The sequence below is a fragment of the Paraburkholderia sp. BL10I2N1 genome (genome assembly GCF_004361815.1).
Lineage (GTDB): Bacteria > Pseudomonadota > Gammaproteobacteria > Burkholderiales > Burkholderiaceae > Paraburkholderia.
In genome coordinates this window covers 2,009,737-2,035,405 of record NZ_SNWA01000001.1, presented here as the reverse complement: position 1 = coordinate 2,035,405, position 25,669 = coordinate 2,009,737, and the positions used below count along the sequence as shown (strand labels likewise).

The 25,669-nt window shown below is 63.7% G+C and carries 23 protein-coding genes and 3 pseudogenes; 14 read left to right on the top strand and 12 right to left on the bottom strand.

Annotated features, from left to right (window positions below; all coding sequences use genetic code 11):
• Positions 1 to 19 precede the first annotated feature (19 nt).
• A complete protein-coding gene (gene murB, locus B0G77_RS09505) occupies positions 20 to 1,060 on the bottom strand; it encodes a UDP-N-acetylmuramate dehydrogenase (protein ID WP_133661915.1) in 1,041 nt (346 codons plus the stop codon).
• A gap of 182 nt (positions 1,061 to 1,242) precedes the next feature.
• On the opposite strand from murB, the gene B0G77_RS09500 reads away from it, so the two are divergent.
• A complete protein-coding gene (locus tag B0G77_RS09500; protein WP_133661914.1) occupies positions 1,243 to 1,728 on the top strand; it encodes a YajQ family cyclic di-GMP-binding protein in 486 nt (161 codons plus the stop codon).
• Between the two features lie 47 nt (positions 1,729 to 1,775).
• Here the strand turns inward: B0G77_RS09500 and plsY are convergent, their stop codons facing one another.
• Together plsY and ybaK are read right to left on the bottom strand one after the other, a co-directional pair.
• Entirely contained in the window at positions 1,776 to 2,408 is a 633-nt protein-coding gene (plsY, locus tag B0G77_RS09495; protein WP_133661913.1) for a glycerol-3-phosphate 1-O-acyltransferase PlsY, read from the bottom strand.
• Between the two features lie 126 nt (positions 2,409 to 2,534).
• On the bottom strand, positions 2,535 to 3,026 hold the full coding sequence (gene ybaK / locus B0G77_RS09490; RefSeq protein ID WP_133661912.1) for a Cys-tRNA(Pro) deacylase: 492 nt from the start codon (positions 3,024 to 3,026) through the stop codon (positions 2,535 to 2,537).
• Between the two features lie 131 nt (positions 3,027 to 3,157).
• On the opposite strand from ybaK, the gene B0G77_RS09485 reads away from it, so the two are divergent.
• The gene (locus B0G77_RS09485) at positions 3,158 to 4,741 is read left to right on the top strand and encodes an AMP-binding protein (protein WP_133661911.1); all 1,584 of its coding nucleotides are present in this window, start codon (positions 3,158 to 3,160) and stop codon (positions 4,739 to 4,741) included.
• 45 nt (positions 4,742 to 4,786) lie between these two features.
• On the opposite strand, the pseudogene xerD reads toward B0G77_RS09485, so the two are convergent.
• The 3 genes and pseudogenes from xerD to queG form a co-directional block, all read right to left on the bottom strand.
• A pseudogene (xerD, locus tag B0G77_RS09480) lies at positions 4,787 to 5,729 on the bottom strand (site-specific tyrosine recombinase XerD).
• Positions 5,730 to 5,743: 14 nt separating this feature from the next.
• Entirely contained in the window at positions 5,744 to 6,214 is a 471-nt protein-coding gene (locus tag B0G77_RS09475) for a methylated-DNA--[protein]-cysteine S-methyltransferase (protein ID WP_133661910.1), read from the bottom strand.
• Between the two features lie 107 nt (positions 6,215 to 6,321).
• Complete coding sequence (gene queG / locus B0G77_RS09470; protein WP_133661909.1) at positions 6,322 to 7,554, bottom strand: tRNA epoxyqueuosine(34) reductase QueG; 1,233 nt, start codon at positions 7,552 to 7,554, stop codon at positions 6,322 to 6,324.
• Positions 7,555 to 7,571: 17 nt separating this feature from the next.
• On the opposite strand from queG, the gene tsaE reads away from it, so the two are divergent.
• On the top strand, positions 7,572 to 8,129 hold the full coding sequence (tsaE, locus tag B0G77_RS09465; RefSeq protein WP_133661908.1) for a tRNA (adenosine(37)-N6)-threonylcarbamoyltransferase complex ATPase subunit type 1 TsaE: 558 nt from the start codon (positions 7,572 to 7,574) through the stop codon (positions 8,127 to 8,129).
• A complete protein-coding gene (locus tag B0G77_RS09460) occupies positions 8,111 to 9,640 on the top strand; it encodes an N-acetylmuramoyl-L-alanine amidase (protein ID WP_133661907.1) in 1,530 nt (509 codons plus the stop codon). The genes tsaE and B0G77_RS09460 overlap by 19 nt, the downstream gene beginning before the upstream one ends.
• 92 nt (positions 9,641 to 9,732) lie before the next feature.
• On the opposite strand, the gene B0G77_RS09455 is transcribed toward B0G77_RS09460, so the two are convergent.
• The gene (locus tag B0G77_RS09455) at positions 9,733 to 10,614 is read right to left on the bottom strand and encodes an EamA family transporter (RefSeq protein ID WP_133661906.1); all 882 of its coding nucleotides are present in this window, start codon (positions 10,612 to 10,614) and stop codon (positions 9,733 to 9,735) included.
• Between the two features lie 205 nt (positions 10,615 to 10,819).
• Between B0G77_RS09455 and B0G77_RS09450 the strand changes: the two genes are divergently transcribed.
• Positions 10,820 to 11,701 (top strand): pirin family protein, encoded by an 882-nt coding sequence (locus tag B0G77_RS09450; protein WP_133661905.1) that lies wholly within the window; start codon positions 10,820 to 10,822, stop codon positions 11,699 to 11,701.
• A gap of 67 nt (positions 11,702 to 11,768) precedes the next feature.
• The gene (gene trxA, locus B0G77_RS09445; RefSeq protein ID WP_133661904.1) at positions 11,769 to 12,617 is read left to right on the top strand and encodes a thioredoxin; all 849 of its coding nucleotides are present in this window, start codon (positions 11,769 to 11,771) and stop codon (positions 12,615 to 12,617) included.
• Between the two features lie 96 nt (positions 12,618 to 12,713).
• Here trxA and tcdA read toward each other — a convergent pair whose 3' ends face one another.
• Positions 12,714 to 13,592, bottom strand: a complete 879-nt coding sequence (gene tcdA / locus B0G77_RS09440) for a tRNA cyclic N6-threonylcarbamoyladenosine(37) synthase TcdA (RefSeq protein ID WP_133661903.1) — start codon at positions 13,590 to 13,592, stop codon at positions 12,714 to 12,716.
• A 173-nt stretch (positions 13,593 to 13,765) separates the two neighbouring features.
• On the opposite strand from tcdA, the gene pdxH reads away from it, so the two are divergent.
• The 3 genes from pdxH (at position 13,766) to B0G77_RS09425 (ending at position 17,120) form a co-directional block, all read left to right on the top strand.
• Positions 13,766 to 14,404, top strand: a complete 639-nt coding sequence (gene pdxH, locus B0G77_RS09435) for a pyridoxamine 5'-phosphate oxidase (protein ID WP_133661902.1) — start codon at positions 13,766 to 13,768, stop codon at positions 14,402 to 14,404.
• A gap of 153 nt (positions 14,405 to 14,557) precedes the next feature.
• Positions 14,558 to 15,772 (top strand): cyclopropane-fatty-acyl-phospholipid synthase family protein, encoded by a 1,215-nt coding sequence (locus B0G77_RS09430; protein ID WP_133661901.1) that lies wholly within the window; start codon positions 14,558 to 14,560, stop codon positions 15,770 to 15,772.
• Positions 15,773 to 15,869: 97 nt separating this feature from the next.
• A complete protein-coding gene (locus B0G77_RS09425; RefSeq protein ID WP_166656128.1) occupies positions 15,870 to 17,120 on the top strand; it encodes a DUF72 domain-containing protein in 1,251 nt (416 codons plus the stop codon).
• Positions 17,121 to 17,212: 92 nt separating this feature from the next.
• Here the strand turns inward: B0G77_RS09425 and msrA are convergent, their stop codons facing one another.
• A complete protein-coding gene (msrA, locus tag B0G77_RS09420; RefSeq protein WP_133661900.1) occupies positions 17,213 to 17,761 on the bottom strand; it encodes a peptide-methionine (S)-S-oxide reductase MsrA in 549 nt (182 codons plus the stop codon).
• Positions 17,762 to 17,998: 237 nt separating this feature from the next.
• Here msrA and B0G77_RS09415 point away from each other — a divergent pair, with 237 nt between their 5' ends.
• Entirely contained in the window at positions 17,999 to 18,511 is a 513-nt protein-coding gene (locus tag B0G77_RS09415; RefSeq protein WP_133661899.1) for a flavin reductase family protein, read from the top strand.
• 36 nt (positions 18,512 to 18,547) lie between these two features.
• Here B0G77_RS09415 and B0G77_RS09410 read toward each other — a convergent pair whose 3' ends face one another.
• Entirely contained in the window at positions 18,548 to 19,042 is a 495-nt protein-coding gene (locus B0G77_RS09410; RefSeq protein WP_133661898.1) for an Lrp/AsnC family transcriptional regulator, read from the bottom strand.
• Between the two features lie 130 nt (positions 19,043 to 19,172).
• Between B0G77_RS09410 and kynB the strand changes: the two genes are divergently transcribed.
• The 3 genes from kynB to kynA all read left to right on the top strand — a co-directional run bounded on the left by kynB (position 19,173) and on the right by kynA (position 22,104).
• The gene (gene kynB / locus B0G77_RS09405; RefSeq protein WP_133664081.1) at positions 19,173 to 19,808 is read left to right on the top strand and encodes an arylformamidase; all 636 of its coding nucleotides are present in this window, start codon (positions 19,173 to 19,175) and stop codon (positions 19,806 to 19,808) included.
• A gap of 84 nt (positions 19,809 to 19,892) precedes the next feature.
• Positions 19,893 to 21,143, top strand: a complete 1,251-nt coding sequence (gene kynU, locus B0G77_RS09400; protein WP_133661897.1) for a kynureninase — start codon at positions 19,893 to 19,895, stop codon at positions 21,141 to 21,143.
• A gap of 10 nt (positions 21,144 to 21,153) precedes the next feature.
• Positions 21,154 to 22,104, top strand: a complete 951-nt coding sequence (kynA, locus tag B0G77_RS09395; protein ID WP_133661896.1) for a tryptophan 2,3-dioxygenase — start codon at positions 21,154 to 21,156, stop codon at positions 22,102 to 22,104.
• A gap of 39 nt (positions 22,105 to 22,143) precedes the next feature.
• On the opposite strand, the gene B0G77_RS09390 is transcribed toward kynA, so the two are convergent.
• Both B0G77_RS09390 and B0G77_RS09385 read right to left on the bottom strand, forming a co-directional pair.
• The gene (locus tag B0G77_RS09390; protein WP_133661895.1) at positions 22,144 to 23,688 is read right to left on the bottom strand and encodes an FGGY-family carbohydrate kinase; all 1,545 of its coding nucleotides are present in this window, start codon (positions 23,686 to 23,688) and stop codon (positions 22,144 to 22,146) included.
• 74 nt (positions 23,689 to 23,762) lie between these two features.
• Positions 23,763 to 23,954 (bottom strand): annotated as a pseudogene (locus tag B0G77_RS09385) (erythritol/L-threitol dehydrogenase); the annotation flags it as partial.
• 273 nt (positions 23,955 to 24,227) lie between these two features.
• On the opposite strand from B0G77_RS09385, the pseudogene dalD reads away from it, so the two are divergent.
• Positions 24,228 to 25,635, top strand: a pseudogene (gene dalD / locus B0G77_RS09380) (D-arabinitol 4-dehydrogenase).
• The last annotated feature ends 34 nt before the right edge of the window (positions 25,636 to 25,669 follow it).

Genomic DNA, 25,669 nt, shown 5'->3' with positions numbered 1-25,669 from the left:
AGCCACGGCAACCGGGCGTTCACAGGCAAACGGGCTCCGGATCAAGCTCGACGCCAAACCGCCGAATAACGTCGCTCTGGATCGCCCGCGCCAGCGTCAGCATCTCGGCGCCCGTCGCGCCCCCGCGGTTCACCAGCACCAGCGCCTGCCGGTCGTGAACGGCCGCCGCGCCCATCGCTCGCCCCTTCCAGCCGCACCGGTCGATGAGCCAGCCAGCTGCGAGCTTCACGCGTCCATCGGGCTGCCGGTACGACACCACGTCCGGCTCGCGCTGCTGCAACGCTTCGAACTGCGCTGCATCGACGACCGGATTCTTGAAAAAACTGCCCGCGTTTCCGAATTCGAGCGGATCGGGCAGCTTTGCGCGCCGCACCGCGACGACGGCATCGAAGATCGCCTGCGCAGTCGGTGACGCGTCGCCAAAGCCATCTGCAGCGAGTTCGCGCGCAATGTCGGCGTAGCCGGCGCGCGGCGTCCACATTTTCGGCAGACGGAACGTCACCGACGTAATCACGAAACGGTCGCGCCCTTCCCGTTTGAAGAAACTGTCGCGATAGCCGAAGCGGCAGGCTTTTGCATCGAGTTCGACGACATCGCCCGTCGCCAGCTCGACCGCCCGCAGCGACGCGAAGCGCTCGCACATTTCAAGGCCGTACGCGCCGATGTTCTGGATGGGCGCAGCGCCGACCGTTCCCGGAATCAGCGCCAGGTTCTCGAGTCCGGGCAGGCCCTGTGCAAGCGTCCACTCGACGAATTCATGCCAGTTCTCTCCGGCCGCCGCCTCGACATACCATGCGTCATCGTCCTCGCGCGCGAGACGCCGGCCGCGCAGCGCAACAAGCAGCACGAGCCCGTCGAAATCGCGCGTCAGCACGACATTGCTGCCTCCGCCCAGTACCAGCCGCGGCAAGCCCGCCGAGCGGGGATCGTCGACCGCGGGGACGATCTGCGCCTCATGTTCGATGCGGCACGCGAGGCGCGCACGCACATCGAAGCCAAAGGTGTTGTGCGCCTTGAGCGGATAACTGGACAGAAACGAAACGGCAGCGGCTTGGGACATCAGGATGGCGCGATGGTCAGGATCTCGGGGATCTTCAGGGTCACGCCGCGAAAGCGTTGCGCGGCGGCCTTGGGCAAATGGGAAAGGCGTCGGTAAAATGACAGCCGGTTCGTGATTATAGCGAGTGCGTCACGCGCGGCCGTCCGGCCGTGTCAGCCACCGCGCACTATTGGGAGAATGCAATGCCATCGTTTGACGTTGTCAGCGAAGCCAACATGATCGAAGTCAAGAACGCGATCGAGCAGTCCAACAAGGAAATTTCGACCCGCTTCGACTTCAAGGGCTCGGATGCCCGTGTCGAGCAGAAGGAGCGCGAACTCACCGCCTACGCCGACGACGACTTCAAGCTCACCCAGGTCAAGGACGTGCTGCTGTCCAAAATGGCGAAGCGCAACGTGGACGTGCGCTTCCTCGACTACGGCAAGATCGAGAAGATCGGCGGCGACAAGGTCAAGCAGATCATCACCGTGAAGAAAGGTGTGTCGGGCGACCTCGCGAAGAAGATCGTCAAGCTCGTGAAGGACAGCAAGATCAAGGTCCAGGCGAGCATTCAGGGCGACGCGGTGCGCGTGACGGGCACCAAGCGCGACGATCTGCAAAGCGCTATTGCGCTGCTGCGCAAGGACGTGACCGACACGCCGCTCGACTTCAACAACTTCCGCGACTGAACGGATGAGGCGTCACGCCATCTGACAGGGCGCCCCGGCTCGAAAGCTCAACGTGCCTTGCCCGTCGGTGGCGCGCCGCGCTTCTTCTCGCCGATTCGGCTTTCCTTGCCCTCGATCAGCTTGCCGATGTTCGCCCGATGGCGCCAGATCAACAGCGCGCTCATCGCGAGCACAGCCAGCGCAATGATGTTCGGACCGAACAGGAACACGTCGAAGAACGGCGCGAACACGGCGGCCACGAGCGCCGCCAACGACGAATAGCGGAAAAAGAACGCGATGATGAGCCACGTCAGCAGCGTCGCGATTCCCAGCACCGGATGGATCGCAAGCAGGACACCCGCTGCGGTCGCCACGCCCTTGCCGCCCTTGAAGCGGAAGTAGACCGGATACAGATGGCCGAGGAACACCGCAATCGCGGCGAGCGCGATCGCCGGATCATCGAGGCCATAGTGCGGGCCGAAGTGGCTGACGAGCCACACCGCGAGCCACCCTTTGAATGCATCGCCGAGCAGCGTGAGGATCGCGGCGGTCTTGTTGCCGCTGCGCAGGACGTTGGTCGCGCCAGGATTCTTCGACCCGTATGAACGCGGGTCGGCGAGCCCCATCGAGGCGCTCACGATCACGGCAAACGACACCGAGCCGATCAGGTAGGCCGCGACGGCGACAATCAGGTTTTCCATGCTGTGGACTCTTCTTGTAATGTGCCGGAAAGGCTAGTGGGTGATGAAACCGGAAAACACCGGTACCGCACGACCAGAACGGCACACATTCTACCGAACACGATCATCTCGCACGACCCGGCCGGCTCAATCGACGCTCGCGCACTCCACGGGCTTCGCGTCGATCAGTTTGGTCAGCACCTTCGGCGCGATGCTCACCAGAAAGCCGCGCCGGCCGCCATTCAGCCAGATCTGATCGAGCTCGAGTATCGTCGACTCGACATACACTGGCATCGCCTTGCGCGTGCCGAACGGCGACGTGCCGCCGATCAGGTAACCCGAATGCCGGCTCGCGACCTCGGGCTTGCACGGCTCGACGCGTTTCGCACCGATCTGACGGGCGAGGTTCTTCATCGACACAGTGCGGTCGCCGTGCATCAGCACGATCAATGGCCTGGCATGCTCGTCTTCCATTACGAGGGTCTTGACGACATGATGTTCGTCCACGCCCAGCTGGCGTGCCGATTCGGCCGTGCCGCCGTGGTCGACGTAGTCGTAGGGATGTTCGCCGAAGGCGACGCCGTGGCAGCGCAGAAACTGCGTCGCGGGGGTCTCGGAAACGTGTCTGGATTTGCTCATCGGCGCATTGTAAATGCCTTGCCACACAACGGGTATCTGCCCAATCCTCAATTGTGCGTGTCCGTCGATTGTGGCACGATCGTTCGAAAATATCCCGTCGCCGGACTTCCCGGCGCGTCAAGGAGACAGCATTGACCGCCGATCCCGCCCTCCCGAGTCAGCGCGTATTCGACGCATCCGACATCCCCGCCCTGCTGGCTTCGCTGCCGGCACGCATTGCCGACATTCCTGTCCGGGCTGCAGCGCGAGACCCACAGCGCATCTCGCTGATCGAAGACACGCGGCAGTTCACTCGCCAGCAACTCGTCGACGCCATCGACGCCACGGCCGCGCAACTGCGCGAATGGGGCGTGCGCGCGGGCGACCGCGTGATGATCGTCGCCGAGAACAGCATCGCGCAGATCGTGCTGCTGTTTGCCACGGCCAGACTCGACGCGTGGTCGCTTGTATCGAACGCGAGGCTCTCCGCGGGCGAACTCGACGCCATCCGCGCGCATGCGCAGCCGCGCGTGGTCGCCTATGCGGTCGACGCGTCGCCCGATGCGCTGCAGCACGCGCAACGTCACGGCGCGCAACCCGCACCGGCATTGGCGTCGGGAATCGACATCGGCGGATGGTCATGGACGTCCGACAGCACGGTGAGCGCCGAGCCCGTCGAAGCCGCCAGCGAAAAGCAATGCGCGGCGCTGATTTACACCACGGGCACGACAGGCACGCCGAAGGGCGTGATGCTGTCGCACCGCAACCTGATGTTCATCGCGACGATCTCCAGCACGCTACGCCGTGTGGGTCCGGAGGATGTCGTGTATGCGGTGCTGCCTGTTTCGCACGTGTACGGCCTCGCCTCGGTGTGCCTCGGCAGCCTGCACGCAGGCGCGACGCTGCGGCTCGCGTCGCGCTTCTCGCCCGAAGCAGTGCGTCGCGCACTCGCCGAAGAGCGTGTGTCGATCTTCCAGGGTGTGCCCGCCATGCACGCCAGGCTGCTTGAACATCTGCAGACACACGGACATTCATGGTCGGCGCCGCAACTGCGCTTCGCTTATTCAGGCGGCTCGCCGCTCGACGCTGCGCTGAAAGCGCGTGTCGAAAGCGTGTACGGCGTGACATTGCACAACGGTTACGGCATGACGGAAAGCAGCCCGACCGTCTCGCAGACCCTGCTCGACGCACCGCGCACCGATGTTTCCGTCGGTCAGGTGATTCCGGGGGTCGAAGTGCGGTTCGTTTCGCTGGATGGTGTCGATGTCGCACCAGACGAGATCGGCGAACTGTGGGTACGCGGGCCGAATGTGATGCTCGGTTATTACCGCAACCCGGAACAGACCCGGGCCACGGTCACCGCGGATGGCTGGCTGAAAACCGGCGATCTCGCGCGGCAGGAGTCTGATGGCGCGCTCGACATCGTCGGCCGCAGCAAGGAACTGATCATCCGATCGGGCTTCAACGTCTATCCAGCGGAAGTCGAGCATGTGCTGAATGCGCACCCGCAAGTCGTGCAGTCTGCGGTGATCGGCCGCGCGGTCGAAGGCAATGAGGAAGTGGTGGCGTTTGTCGAACTTGTTGCTGGCGCGCAGGTGACGCCGGCCGAGCTGATCGGATGGTGCAGCGGCCGCCTCGCACCGTACAAACGGCCTGCCGAAGTGCGCGTGCTCGCGGCGCTGCCGGCGGCATCGACCGGCAAGATTCTGAAGCACAGACTGCGCGATCTGATTTGAGCAGGCGCGGGCGCTAAACGGTCGCGGCGCCGCGGCCCGACAGAATCATCCTCGCGGATGGTGGGTCGCGTGCAGCGACTTCAGCCGCTCGCGCGCGACGTGCGTGTAAATCTGCGTCGTCGAGATATCCGTGTGACCGAGCAGCAACTGCACTACACGCAGGTCCGCGCCGTGATTCAGCAGATGCGTGGCGAACGCGTGCCGCAGCGTGTGCGGCGACAGCGGTGCGCGCACATCGGCCGCGGCGGCATGGCGCTTGATGATGTTCCAGAACTGCTGACGCGTCATGCCCTCCGCGCGGGTGGTGACGAAGAGCGCGTCGCTCGCCCGCGCGCCCAGCAACGCAGGCCGGGCTTCGCGCAGATACCGTTCAATCCAGCCGTGCGCCTCCTCGCCGAACGGGATCAGCCGCTCTTTCGAGCCTTTCCCCATCACGCGCACCACGCCCTCGTTGAGGCCGACTTCCACCGTCTTCAACGTCACGAGTTCCGTGACGCGCAGCCCGCTCGCATACATCAGTTCCAGCATCGTGCGATCGCGCAGCCCGAGCGATGTGTCGATATCCGGCGCGCCGAGCAGCGCTTCGACCTGCGCCTCGGTCAACGTCGACGGAAAGCGTGGCGGCTGCTTCGCCGAGCGGATGCGTAGCGTCGGATCTGCAGTTGCGCGATGTTCACGCACGGACCACGCGTAATAACGTCTGAACACAGACAGACGGCGGTTTGCCGAAGTCGACTTGTCCTTCTGCCGTACTGCGCTGTAGGCGTTGAGATCCGCTTCGCTCGCCGTATCGAGCGAACTGTCGCGCTTCTTGGCGAGCCATTCGGCAAAGATCCGCAGATCGCGGCGATACGCATCGAGCGTGTTGCGCGACAGCCCGTGTTCGAGCCATAGCGCGTCGCAAAAACGCATCGATCGACGCGTTGCTCGTCATGAAGAGCGGCGACTGCGACGCGCCAGGCGCTTCGTCGATGACGGTCCCGGAGATGCCGGTCGTGCTGCTCATGCGTAGGGAACACCTTCGTGTGCGAGAAGCCAGCGTTTGACCTTGCGGAAGTAGCCGTCGTCGTCGTGATTCGCAAAGCCGCCGATCCCGCCCGATGCCACCACACGATGGCACGGAATCACTAGCGGAAAATAATTCGCGCCGCACGCCTGGCCGACCGCGCGCGGTGCACTGCCGACCTGTTTCGCGACCTGCCCGTACGTCAGCACGATGCCGGGCGGAATGTCGCTGATGGCCTGCCAGACGCGTCGCTGAAATGCACTGCCGACATTGGCGAGCGGCAGGTCGAAGGTTGCCGACGCACGCTCGAAATAGCGCTCGATCTGCTCGACGGCCTTCTTCGCGAGCGGCGTATCGGGCGCGATGCTGCGGATCGAATCAGGCAGATAGACGATTTCGCGGACGGTGTCGGCTTCGATACGGATGCCGACCTTGCCGAACGGCGCATCGATTACTGCGTTGAACATGATTGCCTCCTTTTCGGTGCGGCATCCGTTGTGTTGAACATGCGTTACCTGTCTTCCAGAACGCAACGCAAGGCACGGACCAGAAACGCGGCCGGAACCCCGCTACTTTACGCTGCCTCGAGCGCCCATTCCACGTGCTCACGAACGAGCGCGGACGGGTCGTCGATACGCGAGCGCAATGCTTCGACGATATCGGCTCGCGCCGCAACCGACAGGCTCGCGCGATCCGCACGCAGCGCATTGCCCATGCCGACCGCCAGATTGCGCAGCCAGCACTCATAGCCAATGCGACGGATCGCACTGCCCTGCATCCGCGTGTCGAACTCGCTGGCGGTCCAGCCGAACAGTTCGACAAGCGTCGCACGATCGAGCCCGTGCCGGACATCGAAATCCGCGACAGGCGCGGCCTGCGCGAACTTGTTCCACGGACAGACAAGCTGGCAATCGTCGCAGCCATACACACGATTGCCGATCAGCGGCCGCAAGTCCTGGGGAATACTGCCTTTCAGTTCGATCGTCAGATAGGAGATGCAGCGCCGCGCGTCGACCTTGTACGGGGCGACGATCGCGCCCGTCGGACAGGCGCCGATGCAGCGCGTACAACTGCCACAATGCGCGCCAGCGGTTTCGGGTGCCTGCTCCGGCGCGATTTCAGCGTCGGTTGGCAGCGGAATGTCGACATAGATCTCGCCGAGAAAAAACAGCGAGCCTGCGTCGCGCTGCAACAGCAACGTGTGCTTGCCACGCCAGCCGACACCCGCGTTCTGCGCAAGCTCGACTTCCAGCACCGGGGCCGAATCGGTGAAGACGCGATACCCGTATCCGCCGATCTCCGCTTCGACCTTTTCCGCGAGCTGTTGCAAACGGTTACGCATCACCTTGTGATAGTCGCGGCCACGTGCGTAGATCGAGACAACCGCAGCGGACGGGTCCGCAAGCCGGCCGTGTTCAGCCTTGCGCCAGTCCGGCGGCATAGCCTGCGGGTCGCTTTCGTCGGACTTTCCGGTAAGTGTCATGGCGGGCAAATAGGCCATTCGTGCGGTAATCACGCGTCGCGTGCCGGCCACAAGCTCGGCCGGCCGTGCGCGTTTCATCCCGTGTTTGGCCATATAATCCATCTCGCCATGGCAGTCCGCTTCGAGCCACGCGGCGAGTCCCGCCTCGGCAGCTGTGAGGTCGGTGTCACTGATACCGATCGCACCGAAACCCAGTTCGCGGCCCCACGTTTTGATGCGCAAGGCGAGCGCGTTCAGCGCCGCTTCATCGAAATGACGCACGGCACGCGCATCGTCATCAGACGCAGGCGTGCAGGAAACGGGGTGGTCCGGACATCGGTTCATCACGCCATTTTACGAGAATGCCCGACAACCCCGTTCACGTGATCAAACCCGCCGCTGCCGTCCTGCTCGAACGCCACTTCGCGCTCGCGGACGAAGCCGCCACCAGTGCGTTCGGCGCGCGCTTCGCCGACGCCATCGATCACGTACGCCGGGCCGCATCGGAACCCGGCGCCCGCAGCGAATTCCAGGGCTTGCAGGTGCAGTTGCTGGGCGACCTCGGCGCGGGCAAAACCACGCTCGTGCGCGCCACGTTACGCGCCCTCGGACACACGGGCCGCGTGCGCAGCCCAACCTACACGCTGGTCGAACCCTACGCGGTCGAACGACCCGATGGGGAACTCGAGCTGTACCACTTCGATCTCTATCGTTTTACCGATCCGGCCGAATGGGCCGATGCAGGCTTTCGCGAATACTTCGACAGCGGAGCGATCTGCCTTGTCGAATGGCCGGAACGCGCGGGCACCCTGCTCGGCATACCGGATCTTGTCTTCTCGCTCGATGTGGAGGGCGATGGACGCCTTCTCATTGCGCGCGCATACAGCGAATCAGGAAAGGCATGTCTCGAAAGATGTTGATCAAACCGTTCCGCTCGATCGAGTCAGCGGCCACCGCGACGCATAACTGGAGGCGCCGGCAGATCCTGCGCGCGGGCGCATCGACGCTCGTGCTCGGGCTCGTCGCGCCGCGCCTCGCACGGGCGAGTTCGGTGCTCGGCGTGCGCGTCTGGCCCGCACGCGACTACACGCGCGTGACGATCGAGTCGGACCAGCCGCTGCAAAACGCGCAACAACTTTTGCAGGGCCCCGACCGGCTGGTGGTCGATCTGACCGGTCTCGATCTCGATCAGGCCCTGCGCGATCTCGTCTCGAAGATCACGCCGAATGATCCGCAGATCCAGGCCGTGCGGGTCGGGCAGTATCAGCCGCATGTCGTGCGGATGGTGTTCGACCTGAAGGGTTCGGTGAAGCCACAGGTGTTCACCTTGCCGCCCGTCGGTGCTTATAAATACCGCCTCGTGTTCGATCTTTATCCGGCTGTGGCGCCGGATCCGCTGATGGATCTCCTCGCGCAGACCGAGCGCAAGGAACAGAAGCTCAACGAAAACAACGCGCCGCCCGCGACGCTCTCGGGTCCCACCTCTCCGCCGCCGGGCGACAACAGCGACGCGTTCTTCGAGCGCTACGCGCAGAACAGCGGGCCATCGTCGCCGGACGTGCCGCGACCACCCGCGCGCGTTACGCCAAACCCGACCCCGCCGCGCCCGACAGTCAAACCCGCGCCGCCGACCGCCATCGCCCGCAACGACGACGACGGCGCCGATGCCACCGACGATACGTACAGGTTCACAGCTCCGAAATCCGGCAGAGGCAACACGGTCCGCCTGCTGACGGTCGCCATCGACCCGGGCCATGGCGGTGAAGACCCGGGCGCGATCGGCGGCGGCGGCACGTATGAAAAGCACATCGCACTCGACGTCGCGAAGAAGCTGCGCGCAAAGATCGACGCCCAGCCGAACATGCGCGCGATGATGACCCGCGACGCCGACTTCTTCGTGCCGCTCAACGTGCGCGTGCAGAAAGCGCGGCGCGTGGGGGCCGACCTCTTCGTATCGGTCCATGCCGACGCGTTCACCGATCCGTCCGCACGCGGCTCGTCGGTGTTCGCCCTGTCGGAGCACGGCGCGTCGAGCGCAGCGGCGCAATGGATGGCGAACAAGGAAAACTCGTCGGACCAGATCGGCGGCATCAACATCAAGACCGCCGACGCAAGCGTGAACCGCGCACTGTTCGACATGTCGACCACCGCGCAGATCCGCGATTCGATGCGTTACGGCAACTTCGTGCTGAAGGAGATCGGCGACATCAACAAGCTGCACAAGGGCTCGGTCGAACAGGCGGGGTTTGCCGTGCTGAAAGCGCCCGATATTCCGTCGATCCTCGTCGAGACCGCATTCATCAGCAACCCGGACGAAGAAAAACGTCTCAACGACGACGCCTATCGCGACCGGATGGCCGACGCAATTCTCACTGGCATCAAGCGTTACTTCGCGGCGAATCCGCCGCTTGCGAAGAACCGGATGACGTAATGCGCTGATGATCGTCTTGCCATGTAACAACGGCCGCTCGACGCGGCCGCTTTTACGTCAGGCGCGCGTCCCGATTCCGCCGGATTATCCAGTCAGCGCGCTGACGCAGCGCGTTGCACGACCCATCCGCCGAACACGTTCACAGCGAGTCCAGTCATCACGAGCACCGCACCGGCAATCTGCGCGGTCGACAGATGCTCGTCGAGAAAAAGCGATGCGGAGGCCAGCCCGACAATCGGCACGAGCAGCGAAAACGGCGCAACCTGGCTTGCCGGATAACGCGACAGCAGACGGCTCCAGAGGCTGTAGCCCAGAAGCGTTGCGATAAACGCGAGATAGACGATCGCGAAGATCGACGATCCGCCGATGCCGGTCAGCGCCGCGGCGATTCGTTGCGGACCTTCGAGGAAGTAAGACAGGACAAGAAACGGCAGCGGCGGAATCAGGCTCGCCCACACCACGAGGCCGACCAGGTCGACCTTGCCGATCTTCTTGGTGACGATATTGCCGAGCGCCCACGAGACCGCCGCGCACAGCGTGAGGACAAAGCCGGCAAGCGTCATCACGTGACCGCCCTCCAGGCCGATCACCGCGAGGCCGCCCGCCGCGATCAACAAACCAATGACGTTCTGGGCGCGAAAACGCTCGTGGAGAAACATGACCGCGAAGAGCAGCGTAAAAAACGCCTGCGCTTGCAGCACGAGCGAAGCGAGGCCCGCCGGCATCCCGACATACATCGCGGTGAAGAGAAAAGCGAACTGGCCGAACGAAATGGTCGCGCCATAGGCCAGCAGCCAGCGCCAAGGCAGTTGCGGACGTTTGACGAAGAACACGGCCGGAATCGCGGCCAGCAGAAAGCGCAAGGCGCCGAGCAGCATCGGCGGCACGCCGTGCAAGCCGACCTTGATGACGACAAAGTTCACACCCCACGCAACGACCACCACCAGCGCCAGCAGCAGATCCTTCGGCGACATCCTTCGCCTCCTCTCGTTCACGAAGATCCAAGTTTAGCGGAGCGCCCGCCGGGAAGCCGTGGTTCCTCCGCGGAATACTTGTCCAGACTTGCGCTTCTTTGCGAGCGCCGCTGGCCGCGCCCCGGTTCACCGGACCAGCAACTCACCTCGCGCGAGCGTTAAAATGAACCTGTCCCCTCAACCGCGGCAGCCAGGAGCCCTACTCATGTCCTCCCCGATCAAAGCGGTTCTCAAGCCTCATTTGCGCGACGTCGGCAGCCTTACCGTGCGGCGCGTGCTGCCGGCGATGGCGGCGCGCCTCATCGGACCATTCATCTTCTTCGACCATATGGGTCCGGCGATACTCGCGCCAGGTGTGGGCCTCGATGTCCGCCCGCATCCGCACATCGGCCTTGCGACCGTCACCTATCTGTTCGAAGGCGCGATCATGCACCGTGACAGTCTCGGTTCCGAGCAGAGGATCGTTCCCGGCGACGTGAACTGGATGACCGCCGGCCGCGGCATCGTGCATTCGGAACGCACGCCGAACGAGGACCGCGGTCGCGGCCTGGCCATGCACGGCATCCAGACCTGGGTCGCGCTGCCGCTCGCGCATGAAGACGACGAGCCGTCGTTCGAACATCACGCGGCGTCGACACTGCCGGAGATCGAGCGCCACGGCGTCACGCTGCGTGTGATCGCAGGCACGGCTTTCGGCCAGACCGCGCCGACCACGACTTTCTCGGGCACGCTCTACGTCGCCGCCCACTTTGCGCCGGGCAGTTCGTTCGCGCTCGAGCCGGAGCACGACGAGCGCGGCGTGTATCTGGTCGAAGGCGATCTGGCGATCGATGGCGAAGCGTTCGAAGCCGGCCAGATGGCTGTGCTGACACTCGGCGAAACCGTCACGCTCGCGAGCACGAAGGGGGCGACCGTCATGCTGCTGGGCGGCGAGAAGATCGACGGTGAACGCTTTATCGAATGGAATTTCGTGGCGAGTTCGCGTGAAAAGATCGAGCGCGCCAAGCTTCTATGGACGAACCAGCAGATGGGCACAGTGCCGGGCGAAACGGAATGGATTCCGTTGCCCGAGCGCAAGCCACAGTGAATGGCGCATTGAATTCGGGGCGCGAGCCCCCATTTGATGCACAGACAGTTTTTCCGACGAGGATGCAATGGACACCACTCTGGCCACTTTCGAAAAGGACGTCATCGAAGGTTCGACGCTCGCTCCAGTGCTGATCGATTTCTGGGCGCCGTGGTGCGGCCCGTGCAAGACGCTCGGCCCGATGCTCGAAAAGCTCGAAGCCGAGTACGAGGGCAAATGGAAACTCGTGAAGGTGAATGTCGATGAAAATCAGGAACTCGCCGCACACTTCCAGGTGCGCAGCATTCCGCATGTGATCGCCTTTGCGGACGGCCGCCCGGTCGACCAGTTCGTCGGCGTGCTGCCGGAAGGCCAGTTGCGTGCGTTTCTCGACCGCCTGGTGCCGGACTCCGCCGAAGCCGAACGCGGCAATGCGCAGATCGCGATCGCCGAAGGTCGTCTCGACGATGCCTTCGATCATCTGAAGGCCGCGCTCGCGTTCGATCCGGGTTACGAAGAGGCACGTCTGGACCTGATCGAACTGTTGCTGAATCAAAACCGCTTCGACGAAGCACGCAACGAAGTCGACCTGCTATCGGCGAAAACCACGCAAGACATCGACCCGCGCTTTAACGCAATCAAGACGCGGCTCGATGCGGTCGATGCAGCGGCGGACCTGCCGCCCACCGACGCGCTGGAAGCGAAAGTCGCGGCGAATCCCGATGATCTGGATGCGCGCTTCGATCTCGCCAGTGCCTTCATCGCGCGGCGCAAATACGCAGACGCGCTGGAGCATCTGCTCGCGATCGTGCATCGCGACCGCTCGTTCCGCGATGACATCGGCCGCAAAACGATGCTGTCGGTGTTCGATCTGGCGGCACATCAACCGGAGCTGGTGGCGCAGTGGCGGCGCAAGCTGAGCGCGGCGCTAAATTGAGCGCGTCAGTGAGCAACACGCTTTGAGCAACAAACAGAAACGCGGCCTGCTGGCCGCGTTTCTGTTTTCAGCCCGGATGGAGCACCCGGCAGGCGCTCACCTGGCGTTGCCCTGCTGCGCCAGTACACGCAGCACATGCGCCGCCGCTGCGAACCCGAAGCTCGCCGTCACGCACACGCTGGAACCGAAGCCCGCACAGTTCAGCCCCACCGGTCCGGTATGCCCCGGCGACGTCGTGACGTGTTCGGTTTCCTCGTCGATATCGCATACGGCGGCTTCCGGATAGATGAGCGGCTCGTCGGAATAAACCGCACTCACCTTGAATTTCGCCTTCGGGCCGCGCGGAAAACCGTGCTGCTTGCGCAACTGCGCGCGTACCTTCGAGAGCAGCGGGTCCTGGATCGTCAGCGCCAGATCGTCGATGCGGATACGCGTCGGATCGAGCTGACCGCCCGCACCGCCGACCGTGATCAGCGGCAGCTTCTGTTCGACACACCACGCGATCAAGGCGGTCTTCGTACGCACGCTGTCGATCGCATCGATCACATAGTCGAAGCCGCCACCCAGCACCGCAGCGAAATTGTCCGGCTCGATGAAATCTTCGACGAGGCGCACGTCGCACTGCGGATCGATCAATCTGATCCGCTCGGCCATCGCCTCGACTTTCGGCTTGCCGTAGTTGCCGTCGAGCGCGTGAATCTGCCGGTTCGTGTTGCTTTCAGCGACGTTGTCGAGGTCGATCAACGTCAGCTTGCCGATTGCACTGCGCGCGAGCGCCTCGGCCGCCCACGAACCCACCCCACCGATACCGATGACAGCAACGTGCGCCCGCTCGAACGCTTCGAGCGCCGGTGCGCCGTACAGCCTCGCGATGCCGCCGAAACGGCGCGCACGGTCGGCGGTTTCATTCCCGCCGGGGCCGGTAGTAAGATCGGAAGACGCACCGGTATGCGCGGTGCTGCTGGGCGTGGACATGGCGACGAACTCGTTGGGAACAGGCTGGCTTGCGAAGCCCGTATTTTGCCTGATCGCGGGCGAGTGAGCCGGGCACCCACCCAAAGCTTCAGACGCGACTCCGTTGATCCGTCACAACGCAGAAAATCTGTTCCTTCGCTATACTGGGCTTACTGTAGCGTTCGCATAAGAAGATGACGACACTTGCCGAACTTCGCAAAAACTATTCGCTCGGTTCGCTCGACGAGGCCGACGTCGACCGCGACCCGATCCGGCAGTTCAAGACATGGTTCGCGCAGGCACTCGACGCCCGACTGCGCGAGCCGAACACCATGACGCTGGCCACGGTCGACGGCCGTGGCCAGCCTTCGGCACGCATCGTGCTGATCAAGGGCGTCGACGAACGCGGCTTCACCTTCTTCACCAACTACGACAGCCGCAAGGGCCGCGAACTCGCGGAGAACCCGCGCGCCGCCCTGCTTTTTTACTGGATCGAACTCGAGCGCCAGGTGCGTATCGAGGGCCTGGTTGCAAAGACAGGCGCCGACGAAAGCGACGCCTATTTTGCGTCGCGTCCTGCGGATTCGCGCATCGGCGCCTGGGCATCCGAACAAAGTCAGGTAATTGAAAGCCGCGCCGTGCTCGAAGCACGCGAACGCGAATTCAGTAAACGATTCGGCGCTGAGCCGCCGCGTCCGCCGCACTGGGGCGGCTACCGGCTCGTGCCGGACGCCATCGAATTCTGGCAAGGCCGGCCGTCGCGACTGCACGACCGCCTGCGGTATACGCGCACAGCCAACGGCGACTGGCAGATCGCCCGGCTGTCGCCTTAACTCTATATACGGCGCCGGTCGACGCGGACGTCCTGCCGGACGGCCGCGTCGACCGGCGGGATCCCGCGCGACCATCGAGGCTTCGGAATAGCGCCACGGCACGCAGCGATCCAAAGGGCTTTGCTTTGATTTCATTGGACACGGAGAAATCACATGTTCTGGGAGAAGAAGCTGGCGCAGTGGGTAGAAGAGGTAAAAGGCAAGGCCAACGTGCCTGCACGTCTCGTGCTGTGGGACGGCCAGCAACACGACTTCGGGCAGTTTGCCGCGCCCCAGGTCACACTGCATGTCAAAAGTGCGACGGCGCTGCCGTATCTGCTCGAACCGAGCCTCGACAATCTTGGCGAAGCGTACGTGAAGGGCAAGATCGACATCGAAGGCAAGCTGTCGGACATCATCAATGTCAGTTATTCGCTGGCACGCAGCACTGTCACGAGTGCCGGCAAGCTCGCGCGTGTACGACGCTACTTCAATCATTCGAAGACGTCGGACAGGAAGGCGATCCAGTATCACTACGATGTCTCGAACGAGTTCTACCGGCTGTGGCTCGACGACAACATGGTGTACTCGTGCGCGTACTTCGAGAACGGCGATGAAGACCTCGCCACTGCGCAGATCAAGAAAATCGACCACATCCTCACCAAGATCCAGGTGCAGCCCGGTCAGCGCCTGCTCGACATCGGCTGCGGCTGGGGTGCGCTCGTGCTGCGTGCCGCGCAGAAATTCGGCGCGCAGTGCGTCGGCGTGACGCTGTCGCAGAACCAGTTCGATCTCGCCACGGCACGCGTCAAGGCGGCCGGCCTCGAGGACAGGATCGAAATCCGCCTGCAGGACTATCGCGACATAGTAGGCCAGTTCGATCGCATCACGAGCGTCGGGATGTTCGAGCACGTCGGGCGCAAGAATCTGCCTGGCTACTTCCAGAAGATCCACGATCTGCTCGTCGACGACGGCGTGGCGATGAACCACGGCATTACGTCGACCGATTACGACAGCGGCGAGACGGCGCTCGGCGGTGGCGAATTCATCGACCGCTATGTGTTCCCGGACGGCGAGTTGCCCCACATCAGCCTCGCCCTCGAGGCGATGCAACGCGGCGGCCTGGAAGCGGTTGACGTCGAAAGCCTGCGGCGGCACTATGCGCGCACGCTCGATATCTGGGCGGAGAATTTCGAAACGCACGCGGAGGCCGCGCGCAAGCTGGTCGACGATGAGAAATTCCGCATCTGGCGCGTGTATCTTGCGGGCTGCGCGTACGCGTTCGAGAACGACGATGTGTCGATCTATCAGGTTGTGTGCCGCAAGGCGGGCCGCAACGCGAGGACCTTGCCGTGGTCGCGGCAATACATGTACAACCGGCCGCAGTGATCCATTGATGGCGTGACACCGGGCCGGCGATGCGGGCGGCGTCTCCGCCGCAGGCGCTTCGGTCTGGTGTCACAACAGCAATCGGATACGGGAATCGATGGAAGAAGGCGAGCACGGCGCAGACGCACAACTGCTTCGGGCAAACGAAGGGGAAAACGAGGCGCCGCAGCTCGATCTGTTCGGGATGCCGGTGGCGGCACCGGCATCCGATTTGCCAATGGCGTCAGTCCGCGCGACGACTTCGCCGACCGGACCGTCTTCGCGCGAAGCAGCAAGCGCTTTTGCTTCTTCAACGCTCTGGCACGAAGAGCCTACTCTCTCCGCGACGCCGGCTCCGGCCTCTCCTCCTGCTGATAAACCGAAGCGCCGTGCGCGCGACGTCGTCGCCGCCATTCCTTCTGCAGATGTACTCGCCGTAGCTGACGCCCTGCCGCCGCAGGTTCATCTCGGCACCTCGTCATGGTCGTTTCCCGGCTGGAGCGGGATCGTCTACGGTGACGACTACAGCAACAGCAAGCTTTCGCGCGATGGACTCGCGGCCTACGGTTCGCATCCGCTGCTGCGCACGGTGAGTATCGACCGGTCGTTCTACGCGCCCTTGACGCTCGCCGACTACCTGCGCTACGCCCGTCAGGTACCGGATCATTTCCGCTTTATCGTGAAGGCGCCGCAGTCGGTCACCGACGCAACCGTGCGGGCCGAACGCGGCGAGCCGGTCTCACTGAACCCGTGTTTTCTGAATGCACAGATCGCGATCGACGACTTCGTGCGCCCCTGTCTCGATGGCCTGGGTGCCAGGGCCGGCGCGCTGGTGTTCCAGTTTTCGCCGCTGCCCGACGAGATGCTGGCCGAGCCAGCGATTTTCATCGACCGCCTGAGCGCCTTTCTCGCCGCGCTGCCGCGACTGCCGGAGGGCGGAGCGTGCTACGCGGTCGAAATCCGCGACGCCTGCCTGCTGACACCGCGTTTCATCCGCGCGTTGCGCGCGGCGGGCGTCCGTTACTGCGTGGGAATTCATGCGCGGATGCCGGATCCGCTGCGTCAGGCAGCCGCGCTCGCGTTGCTGGATGGCGAACCAGCCGGTCCGCTGATCGTGCGCTGGAGCCTGCACGGCGGCTTCAAATATGAGCAGGCGAAGGCGAAATACGATCCGTTCAACCGTCTCGTCGACGAAGATCCGACGACCCGCACCGCGCTTGCCGAACTGGCGGCCCGCTACGCGCTGGCGGGCTGGCCGGTGCTGATCGCCGCGAACAACAAGGCGGAAGGTTCAGCGCCGCTGACCTGCGTGAAACTCGGCGAAGCGATCGTCGAGGCCTGCACCCGTTTGCGCGAAGAAAGCGCCTGACCGCAGGCTGCGCTCCCCGGCGAGCGAGCGGTCGACCATGACCCGTCGACAGCCCGCTGGGGCGGCGCAGCGCCGCCATCCACCATCCGGCCTTAGCCCGCCTTGATCCGGTGCGCAAACTTCTGACGGAATTTCGCGACCTTCGGCGCAACGACGAATGAGCAATAACCCTGATCTGGATGCTGCGCGAAATAGTTCTGGTGATACGCCTCAGCCGGCCAGTAGTTACCGTCGAGCGGCAGCACCTGCGTCACGATCTGCCCGTCGTAGATGCCTTCCGCGGCGACCTCGCGGATGGCCTGCTGCGCCGTCTCGCGCTGCGCGTCCGAATGCGTGAAGATCGCCGACCGGTACTGCGTGCCGACGTCGTTGCCCTGGCGGTTCACCTGGGTCGGATCGTGGATCGCAAAGAAAATATCCAGGACTTCGCGGTAGCTGATCCGCGACGGATCGAAGTCCACCTTGACGACTTCCGCGTGACCGGTTTCACCATCGCAGACCTGCTCGTAAGTCGGGTGATCGGCCTGGCCGCCCGCATAGCCCGACTCGACGGCGTTCACACCGTCGACGCCCAGAAACACGGCTTCAAGACACCAGAAACACCCGCCGCCCAGGGTGGCGGTTTCACTTGCCTGACTCATTGATCGCTCCTTGCTTGTTTGCTGCGCCGCGCGCTTTTCAATTAGACCCGATCGGACCCGGTGAATCGTGTTCAGCTTAGCGGCTTTTGCGTGCGCCGGCAGGGGTTCGCGGCTGGCCCGCCCGCGGTTCCGTTAGAATTGGGGCAATTCGCCGATTTTCTACATGACCTTCGATTCAATTCTTCCCGCCAAGCCGCGATGCCCCACCGCCCGGCCGGCATCCGGAGCCTCCGCTCAATGACAAAGCGTGCCAGCCCACCCAATTTCGACCAGGTGGCGTTCAAGCTCGCACTCAGCCAGTTTGCCACCGGCGTCACCGTGATCACGACGCGCGCGGCGTCCGGCCAGCTGATCGGCATCACCGCCAGTTCGTTCAATTCGGTGTCGCTTGCGCCGCCGCTCGTGCTGTGGAGTCTCGCGACGCGCTCGGCGTCGATGCCCGTGTTCCAGGCAAACAGTCACTATGTGGTGAACGTGCTCGCGACGTCGCAGCTCGACCTTTGCAAACGCTTCGCGACAGTGAAGGGCAACCGCTTCGAAGGCGTGTCGCATGCGGCCGGCGATTCGGGCATGCCGGTGCTGGACGGGGCGCTTGCCTGGTTCGAGTGCCACAATCGCAGCCGCTACGAAGAAGGCGATCACGTGATTTTCGTGGGCGAGGTCGAGCGTTGCGGCGTCCACGAGCAGGCTCGCGAGATCGCGCCGCTGGTGTTCCAGAACGGTCAGTTCCACGGGTTAAAGCCGCTCTGAGCGGCTTTCATCCCTGCGTCCAGTCCTGCTTCACCCCTACTTCGCGGCCGCCCCGGCTACCAGTTCCACCGGCACGCCTGAATCTTCCTTGAGCGTCTGCAGGACGATGTTCGAGCGGATGTCCATCACACCGGGCGCCTTGTAAAGCCGGCTCAGCACGAAATCCGAATAGTGCTTGAGATTGTGCGCCAGCACGCGCAGCACGTAGTGGCTTTCGCCCGTCACGACGAACGCGCCGACCACCTCCGGCCAGTCTCGCACCGCCGACGCGAAGCGCTCGTGCCAGTTTTCCTGGTCGTTGCGCATGGAGACCTGCACGAACGCCTCCAGTTCGAAACCCAGTACTTCACGGTTCAGGCACGCGCGGTAGCGTTCGATGACGCCTTGCTCCTCCAGCAACCGCAGCCTTCGCAGACAAGCCGAAGGCGAGAGCGAAATCCGTTCCGCCAGATCGAGATTGCTGATCCGTCCCTCATGCTGGAGCACCGCCAGGATACGGCAATCGGTGGCGTCGAGCGAGATCGCGTTCATTTTCGGTCTCCCTTTCCCATTTGCCTCAAATTATGTTCCAGGAGAGGCCAAAGAAGGTGATTTTTTCGCAATCACATTTCGCGGCACCCCGCCTATCATTTGAAGAATGGACACACAACACCACTCCGAGATGACAGGACTTTGGGACATCACCCCGCCGGTCGACACCGCCACGCCTGTCTGGCCGGGCGATACGCCGGTCGGCATCGAGCGCGTCTGGCGCATGGAAGCCGGCTCGCCGGTGAATGTTGCGCGAATCACACTATCGCCCCACACCGGCGCCCATACCGACGCGCCGCTTCACTACGATGCCGACGGCGCCGCTATCGGCAAGGTACCGCTCGATGCGTACCTTGGACGCTGCCGGGTGATCCACTGCGTCGGCGCGTCGCCCCTGGTGACACCCAGACACGTCGCCGCGGCGCTCGACAGCACCCTCCCGCCACGCGTGCTGCTGCGCACCTACGAACGCGCGCCCACCGCCGTGTGGGACAGCGCGTTCTGCGCGGTCGCGCCGGAAACGATCGATCTGCTCGCGGCGCATGGCGTCCGGCTGATCGGCATCGATACGCCGTCGCTCGATCCGCAGGAATCGAAGACGATGGCCGCCCACCAGCGGATCCGCGCCCATCGCATGGCGATACTCGAAGGCATCGTGCTGGACGAAGTCGCCGCCGGCGACTACGAACTGATCGCGCTGCCCCTCAGGTTCACCACGCTCGACGCGAGCCCGGTGCGTGCCGTGCTGCGTGCCTTGCCCACCTGAGCCTGAATCTGATCCTGAACCTGGCCGACCCAGGCATCACCTGCCCAACTACGCCTGTACCTGATTTCTTTCGACTGGACCACCATGAATACCCGTGAAGATGCTGTAGCGCTCGACCGCGCCGACCCGCTTGCTCCGCTGCGCGGACAGTTTGCCCTCTCACCGTCGACCATCTATCTCGACGGCAATTCGCTCGGCGTGCCGCCGGCGGCTGCCGCGCAACGCGCGCAGACCGTCATCGCCGCCGAATGGGGCGAAGGACTGATCCGCAGCTGGAATAGCGCCGGCTGGTTCGCGCTGCCGCGCCGCCTCGGCAACAAGCTCGCGCCACTGATCGGCGCGGCGCACAACGAAGTGGTCATCACCGACACGATCTCGATCAACCTCTTCAAGCTGCTGTCAGCCGCGTTGAAGCTGCAGAACCAGCGCGATCCGAAGCGGCGCGTGATCGTGTCGGAGCGCTCGAATTTCCCGAGCGATCTGTACATCGCGCAGGGCCTCATCGAACAGCTCGATCGCGGCTACGAATTGCGCCTCATCGATGACCCCTCGGAACTGCCGGCCGCGCTCGGTGCTGATACGGCCATTGCAATGATCACGCACGTGAACTACCGCACCGGCTACATGCACGACATGACGGCGCTCACGAAGCTGATCCATGAGGCAGGCGCGCTTGCGCTGTGGGACCTTGCGCATTCGGCGGGCGCGGTGCCGGTCGATCTGAACGGCGCCGGGGCCGACTATGCGGTTGGCTGCACGTACAAGTATCTGAACGGCGGCCCGGGCTCGCCTGCCTTCGTGTGGGTGCCTCATCGCCACCAGAATGAATTTTCGCAGCCGCTGTCGGGCTGGTGGGGCCATCGCGCGCCGTTCGAGATGAACCCGACGTACCAGCCGGATGAAGGCGTCGGCCGCTATCTGTGCGGCACGCAGCCGATGGTGTCGATGGCGCTCGTGGAATCCGGGCTCGATGTATTTCTGCAGACCGACATGCAGGCGGTCCGCCGGAAGTCGCTTGCGCTCACCGATCTGTTCATCGAACTGGTCGAGTCGCGCTGCAGCGAATTCCCGCTGACGCTCGTGACACCGCGCAAGCACAGCGAGCGCGGCTCGCATGCGAGCTTCGAGCATCCGCACGGTTATGAAGTGATGCAGGCGCTGATCGCGCGCGGCGTGATCGGCGACTATCGCGAGCCACATGTGCTGCGTTTTGGCCTCACGCCGCTCTATACGCGCTTCGTCGATGTGTGGGACGCCGTCGAAACGCTGCGCGACGTCCTCGCCCACGAGACGTGGCATGCACCCGAATTCGCCGCACGCGGCGCAGTGACGTAAGGAGCCCGCGATGACCGATCATATGCAACGACCTGATGACCAACCGGCACGCGGGTGCCCATTCGGCCACGGCGCCGCTGTGGGTACGCATTCAGCGGCGGCCGCCGGCGGCGCGCACGCGCCGCATGTTCCCGGAGGTGGAGAAGGCTGGCACGACGCGCAGCTCGACTTCTCGGAGTCGATGAGCTATGGCGACTATCTGTCGCTCGGGTCGATCCTCTCGGCGCAGCATCCGCTCTCGCCCGATCACAATGAGATGCTCTTCATCATCCAGCATCAAACCAGCGAACTATGGATGAAACTCGGGCTGTACGAACTGCGCGCCGCGCTGGCCGCTGTCTGTCGCGACGACCTGCCGCCCGCGTTCAAGATGCTGGCGCGCCTGTCGCGCATTCTCGAACAGCTGGTGCAGGCGTGGAGCGTGCTCGCGACCATGACCCCGTCCGAATACACCGCGATGCGGCCCTACCTGGGCGCTTCATCGGGCTTCCAGTCGTACCAGTACCGGCAACTGGAGTTCCTGCTCGGCAACAAGAACGAACAGATGCTGAAGCCCCATGCGCACCGGCCCGATGTACTTGCGGAAGTGCGCGCGACGCTCGAAGCGCCGTCGTTCTACGACGAGGTCATCCGCCTGCTCGCGCGGCGCGGCTTTGCAATTGCGCCGGAACGGCTGAACCGGGACTGGACCGAGCCGACGCAGCACGATGCATCGGTCGAAGCGGCCTGGCTGGAGGTCTATCGCAATCCCTCGCAGCATTGGGAGCTGTACGAGATGGCCGAAGAGCTCGTCGATCTCGAGGACGCGTTTCGCCAATGGCGGTTCCGGCACGTGACGACCGTCGAGCGGATCATCGGATTCAAGCAGGGCACCGGCGGCACGAGCGGCGCGCCGTATCTGCGGAAAATGCTGGACGTGGTGCTGTTTCCTGAGTTGTGGCACGTGCGTACGCTTCTCTAGACACGGCACACGAACGGGTGACGTTCCAACTGATTGCGTTCATGCGGTTTGCAGGCGATGCATGAGCGGCTTCAACGCCGGATACAGATCAGCGTAGATGCCAAAACGTTCGGCATACAGCCTCTTCCGAACGGGATCGGGCTGCGCGCGTTCGACGAGCGTCACCCACCCGCCCTGCGCGTCTTCACGCGACACGAGCTTCACTCCAAGTGCGGCGAGCAGCGCCGCACCCATCGCTGCCTCTACCTCTTCCTTGATCGTGTACACCGGATAGCCAGTCACATCGGCGATGATCTGCATCCAGAGATCCGAATGCGCCGCCCCACCGACGACGATCAGTTTGTCATCGAGCGACTGCGCGCCTTTGCGTCCCGCTTCGATGTTGTGCTGGAGCGCGAACGAGACGCCTTCGAGCACCGCACGGTACAGGTGCGCGCGCGTATGAAAGAGACTCAGGCCGATAAACGCGCCGCTCGCCTTTGCGTCCCAGACCGGGCTGCGTTCGCCCATCAGGTAGGGCAGGAACATCACACCGTCCGAACCCGCCGGAATCCGCGCCGCGGCGTCTTCAAGCAGCCTGTGCGGATCGCCGTGCGGCGTTGCGCGCGCGGCTTCGACTTCCTCGTGACAAAACTGCTCGCGATACCAGGTCACCGATGCGCCAGCCGTGATCGCGCCGCCAAACACATAGAGGTCGCGCTGCCCGTTGAAGACGTGCGGCATGCTGATGAGCCCATGGCGCGCGTCGACGCTCTGGTTGACGTAACCCCAGCACATGCTGGTGCCGATCATCGCGACATGCTGCCCGGCACGCGTCACGCCTGCTGCAAACGTCGCAACTGCCGCATCGACCCCGCCCGCTACGATCGGCGTGCCCGCGTCGAGCCCCAACTGCCCGCACCATTGCGATAGCAATCCGCCTACCACCTCCGATGAATCGACGAGCCGTTCAGGCATCATCGTTGCGGGAATGCCCAGCATGTCGAGCGCTTCAGCGGACCAGTCGCGCCGCGCGATGTCATACACGCCGCCGATATTGCCCGCCGAACTGTGATCGACCGCGACTTCGCCTGTCAGCAGATAGATCACGTACGCGTTCGGCGGCAGGAAGTAGCGCGTGTTCGCCCACACGTCCGGTTCGTGCTGGCGCAGCCAGAGCATCTTCGTGTAGCCGTAGTAGCTGTCGACGCTGTTGCCGGTGATCGCAAAGAGACGCTCCAGGTCCAGATTCCCGCGAACCCAGTCCACTTCCGCGGTGGCGCGTCGATCCATCCAGATCAGGCACGGATACAGTGGCCGCATGTCGCTATCGACTGGAATGCCCGAACCGCCGTACAGGCTGCTCACGCATACCGCCTTGATCGAACTCGCCGCGATCCCCTGCTCTTTCGCCTGCACGACGCATCGCGCGATGCATTCGACCACCGCGTTGAACCAGACCGAAGGCCACTGCTCGGCCCACAGCGGCTTTGGTGTATCGGGGTGATAGCTGCTTGCGTGCTGCGCAATGACACCACCGCGCCGGTCGACCAGCAACGCCTTGGTGCTCTGCGTACCGATGTCGATGCCGATCACGTATTCCATAGCGTCTCCGTTTATATGCCGTTTCTTCTATGCGGTCTGCCCGCGTGTCTGTTGGGCGTCTGCTTGCCTGCTTACGCGCTACGTACGTCCAGTTCCATTCTGCCGCCGATGATAGACCAGTCGACCGTCGTGTCGCTACCGAACACCTGGAACCCGACGCAGCGCTCAAGCTTGCGGCTCAGGTCCATTCCCTGCTTCACGCCCGCAGGCACACCGGTCGTGTCGACGTATATATCGGAACCGTAGCCGCCCTCAGCGACACTCCTCGTGCGTCCTGGTTAGCACCGACCCGCAACAGGTCAATTTTGATGCGGCGCAGCAGCGCGACTTCACGCCCGCCGGCCGCCTCGCGTGCATCTCATTCGTCTGTCCATCCCGGCCAGCAGGCGCTTTCGCGCCGCGCTGCGCCACAGAAAGCGCCGCGCATTGCCTTGACTTTCGATTCGCTGGATACGATCATTCGTTCACGCACAGAGCAAATGCTCCACCTCTAAAAACGCACGCGACAGACCGTGCGCGAAAGTTTTCAGGAGACGCACATGAACAGCGTGCAAGGCAGCGACGCGAACGCCCTGGTGATCCTGCACATCGGCGCGGGATCGTTTCATCGCGCGCATCAGGCGTGGTATCTGCACCGGCTGAACGAGGCGCGTGACGCCAGCGAGCCGCACTGGTCGTTGACGGTCGGCAATATCCGCAGCGACATGAACGCCGTGCTCGAGGCGCTGGCAGCGCAGGACGGCGTCTACACACTCGAAACCGTCACGCCGCAAGGCGAGCGCGATTACGAGACGATCCGCTCGATCGAACGTGTGCTGCCCTGGCAGGCGGATCTGGCTGGACTCATCGAGGCAGGTTCAGACCCGGCGTGCAGGATCATCGCCTTCACGGTGACAGAAGGCGGCTACTACCTCGACGAGCACAATCATCTGGACACCGCCAATGCCGATCTCGCAGCTGATTTGCAAGGCGCGCGCAAGACGATCTACGGCGCGCTCGCCGCAATTCTCGAAACGCGCATGAAGCTCAACGCCGGCCCCGTGACGCTGCAGACCTGCGACAACCTGCGCAGCAACGGCGAGCGCTTCCATGCGGGCATGAGCGAGTTCCTCGAGCGACGCGGCGACACGGCGCTACGAGCGTGGTTCGACGCCCATACCGCCTCCCCGAACTCCATGGTCGATCGCATCACGCCGCGTCCCACCGAAGACGTGCGCGAGCGCGTGCGGACCGCGGCGGGTTTTGACGATGCGTGTCCGGTGATGGGTGAAGCGTTCATCCAGTGGGTAATCGAAGATCACTTCTGCGCAGGGCGTCCCGCGTGGGAGAAGGTCGGCGCGGAACTGGTCGAATCCGTCATGCCGTACGAAGAGGCCAAGATCCGTATCCTGAACGCGACGCATAGCTGCATCGCGTGGGCGGGCACGCTCGTAGGCCTGCGCTACATCCACGAAGGCACGATCGACCCCGACATCCAGAAGTTCGCCTATGACTACGTGACGCAGGATGTGATTCCGTGTCTCACGCCGAGCCCGCTCGACCTCGCACGCTATCGCGACGTGGTGCTAGACCGCTTCAGCAATCCGTATATCCAGGACACGAACCAGCGCGTTGCCGCCGATGGTTTCTCGAAGCTTCCCGGCTTTATCGCGCCGACGTTATCGGAATGCTTCGCTCGCGGCGTGGAACCCGCGGCTACGGCGATCCTGCCTGCGCTGTTTTTTCCGTTTCCTCGACCGCTGGCAGGCCGGCAAGCTGCCTTATGAGTATCAGGACGGCGTGATGGACGAACGCGTCGCGCGCGGCTTCTTCACGGCGCCCGATCCGTTGGCGGCGTTCTGCGCCGACCGCCTGCTGTGGGGCAGCATGGCGCAGACGCCCGGGCTGGAAAACGCGCTGCGTGGTGCGCTGACGCGCGTCGATGCGTGGATCGCCAAACGTGGTTGACGCGCCTTACGCGGTTGAACAGGCTGTTTCCCGT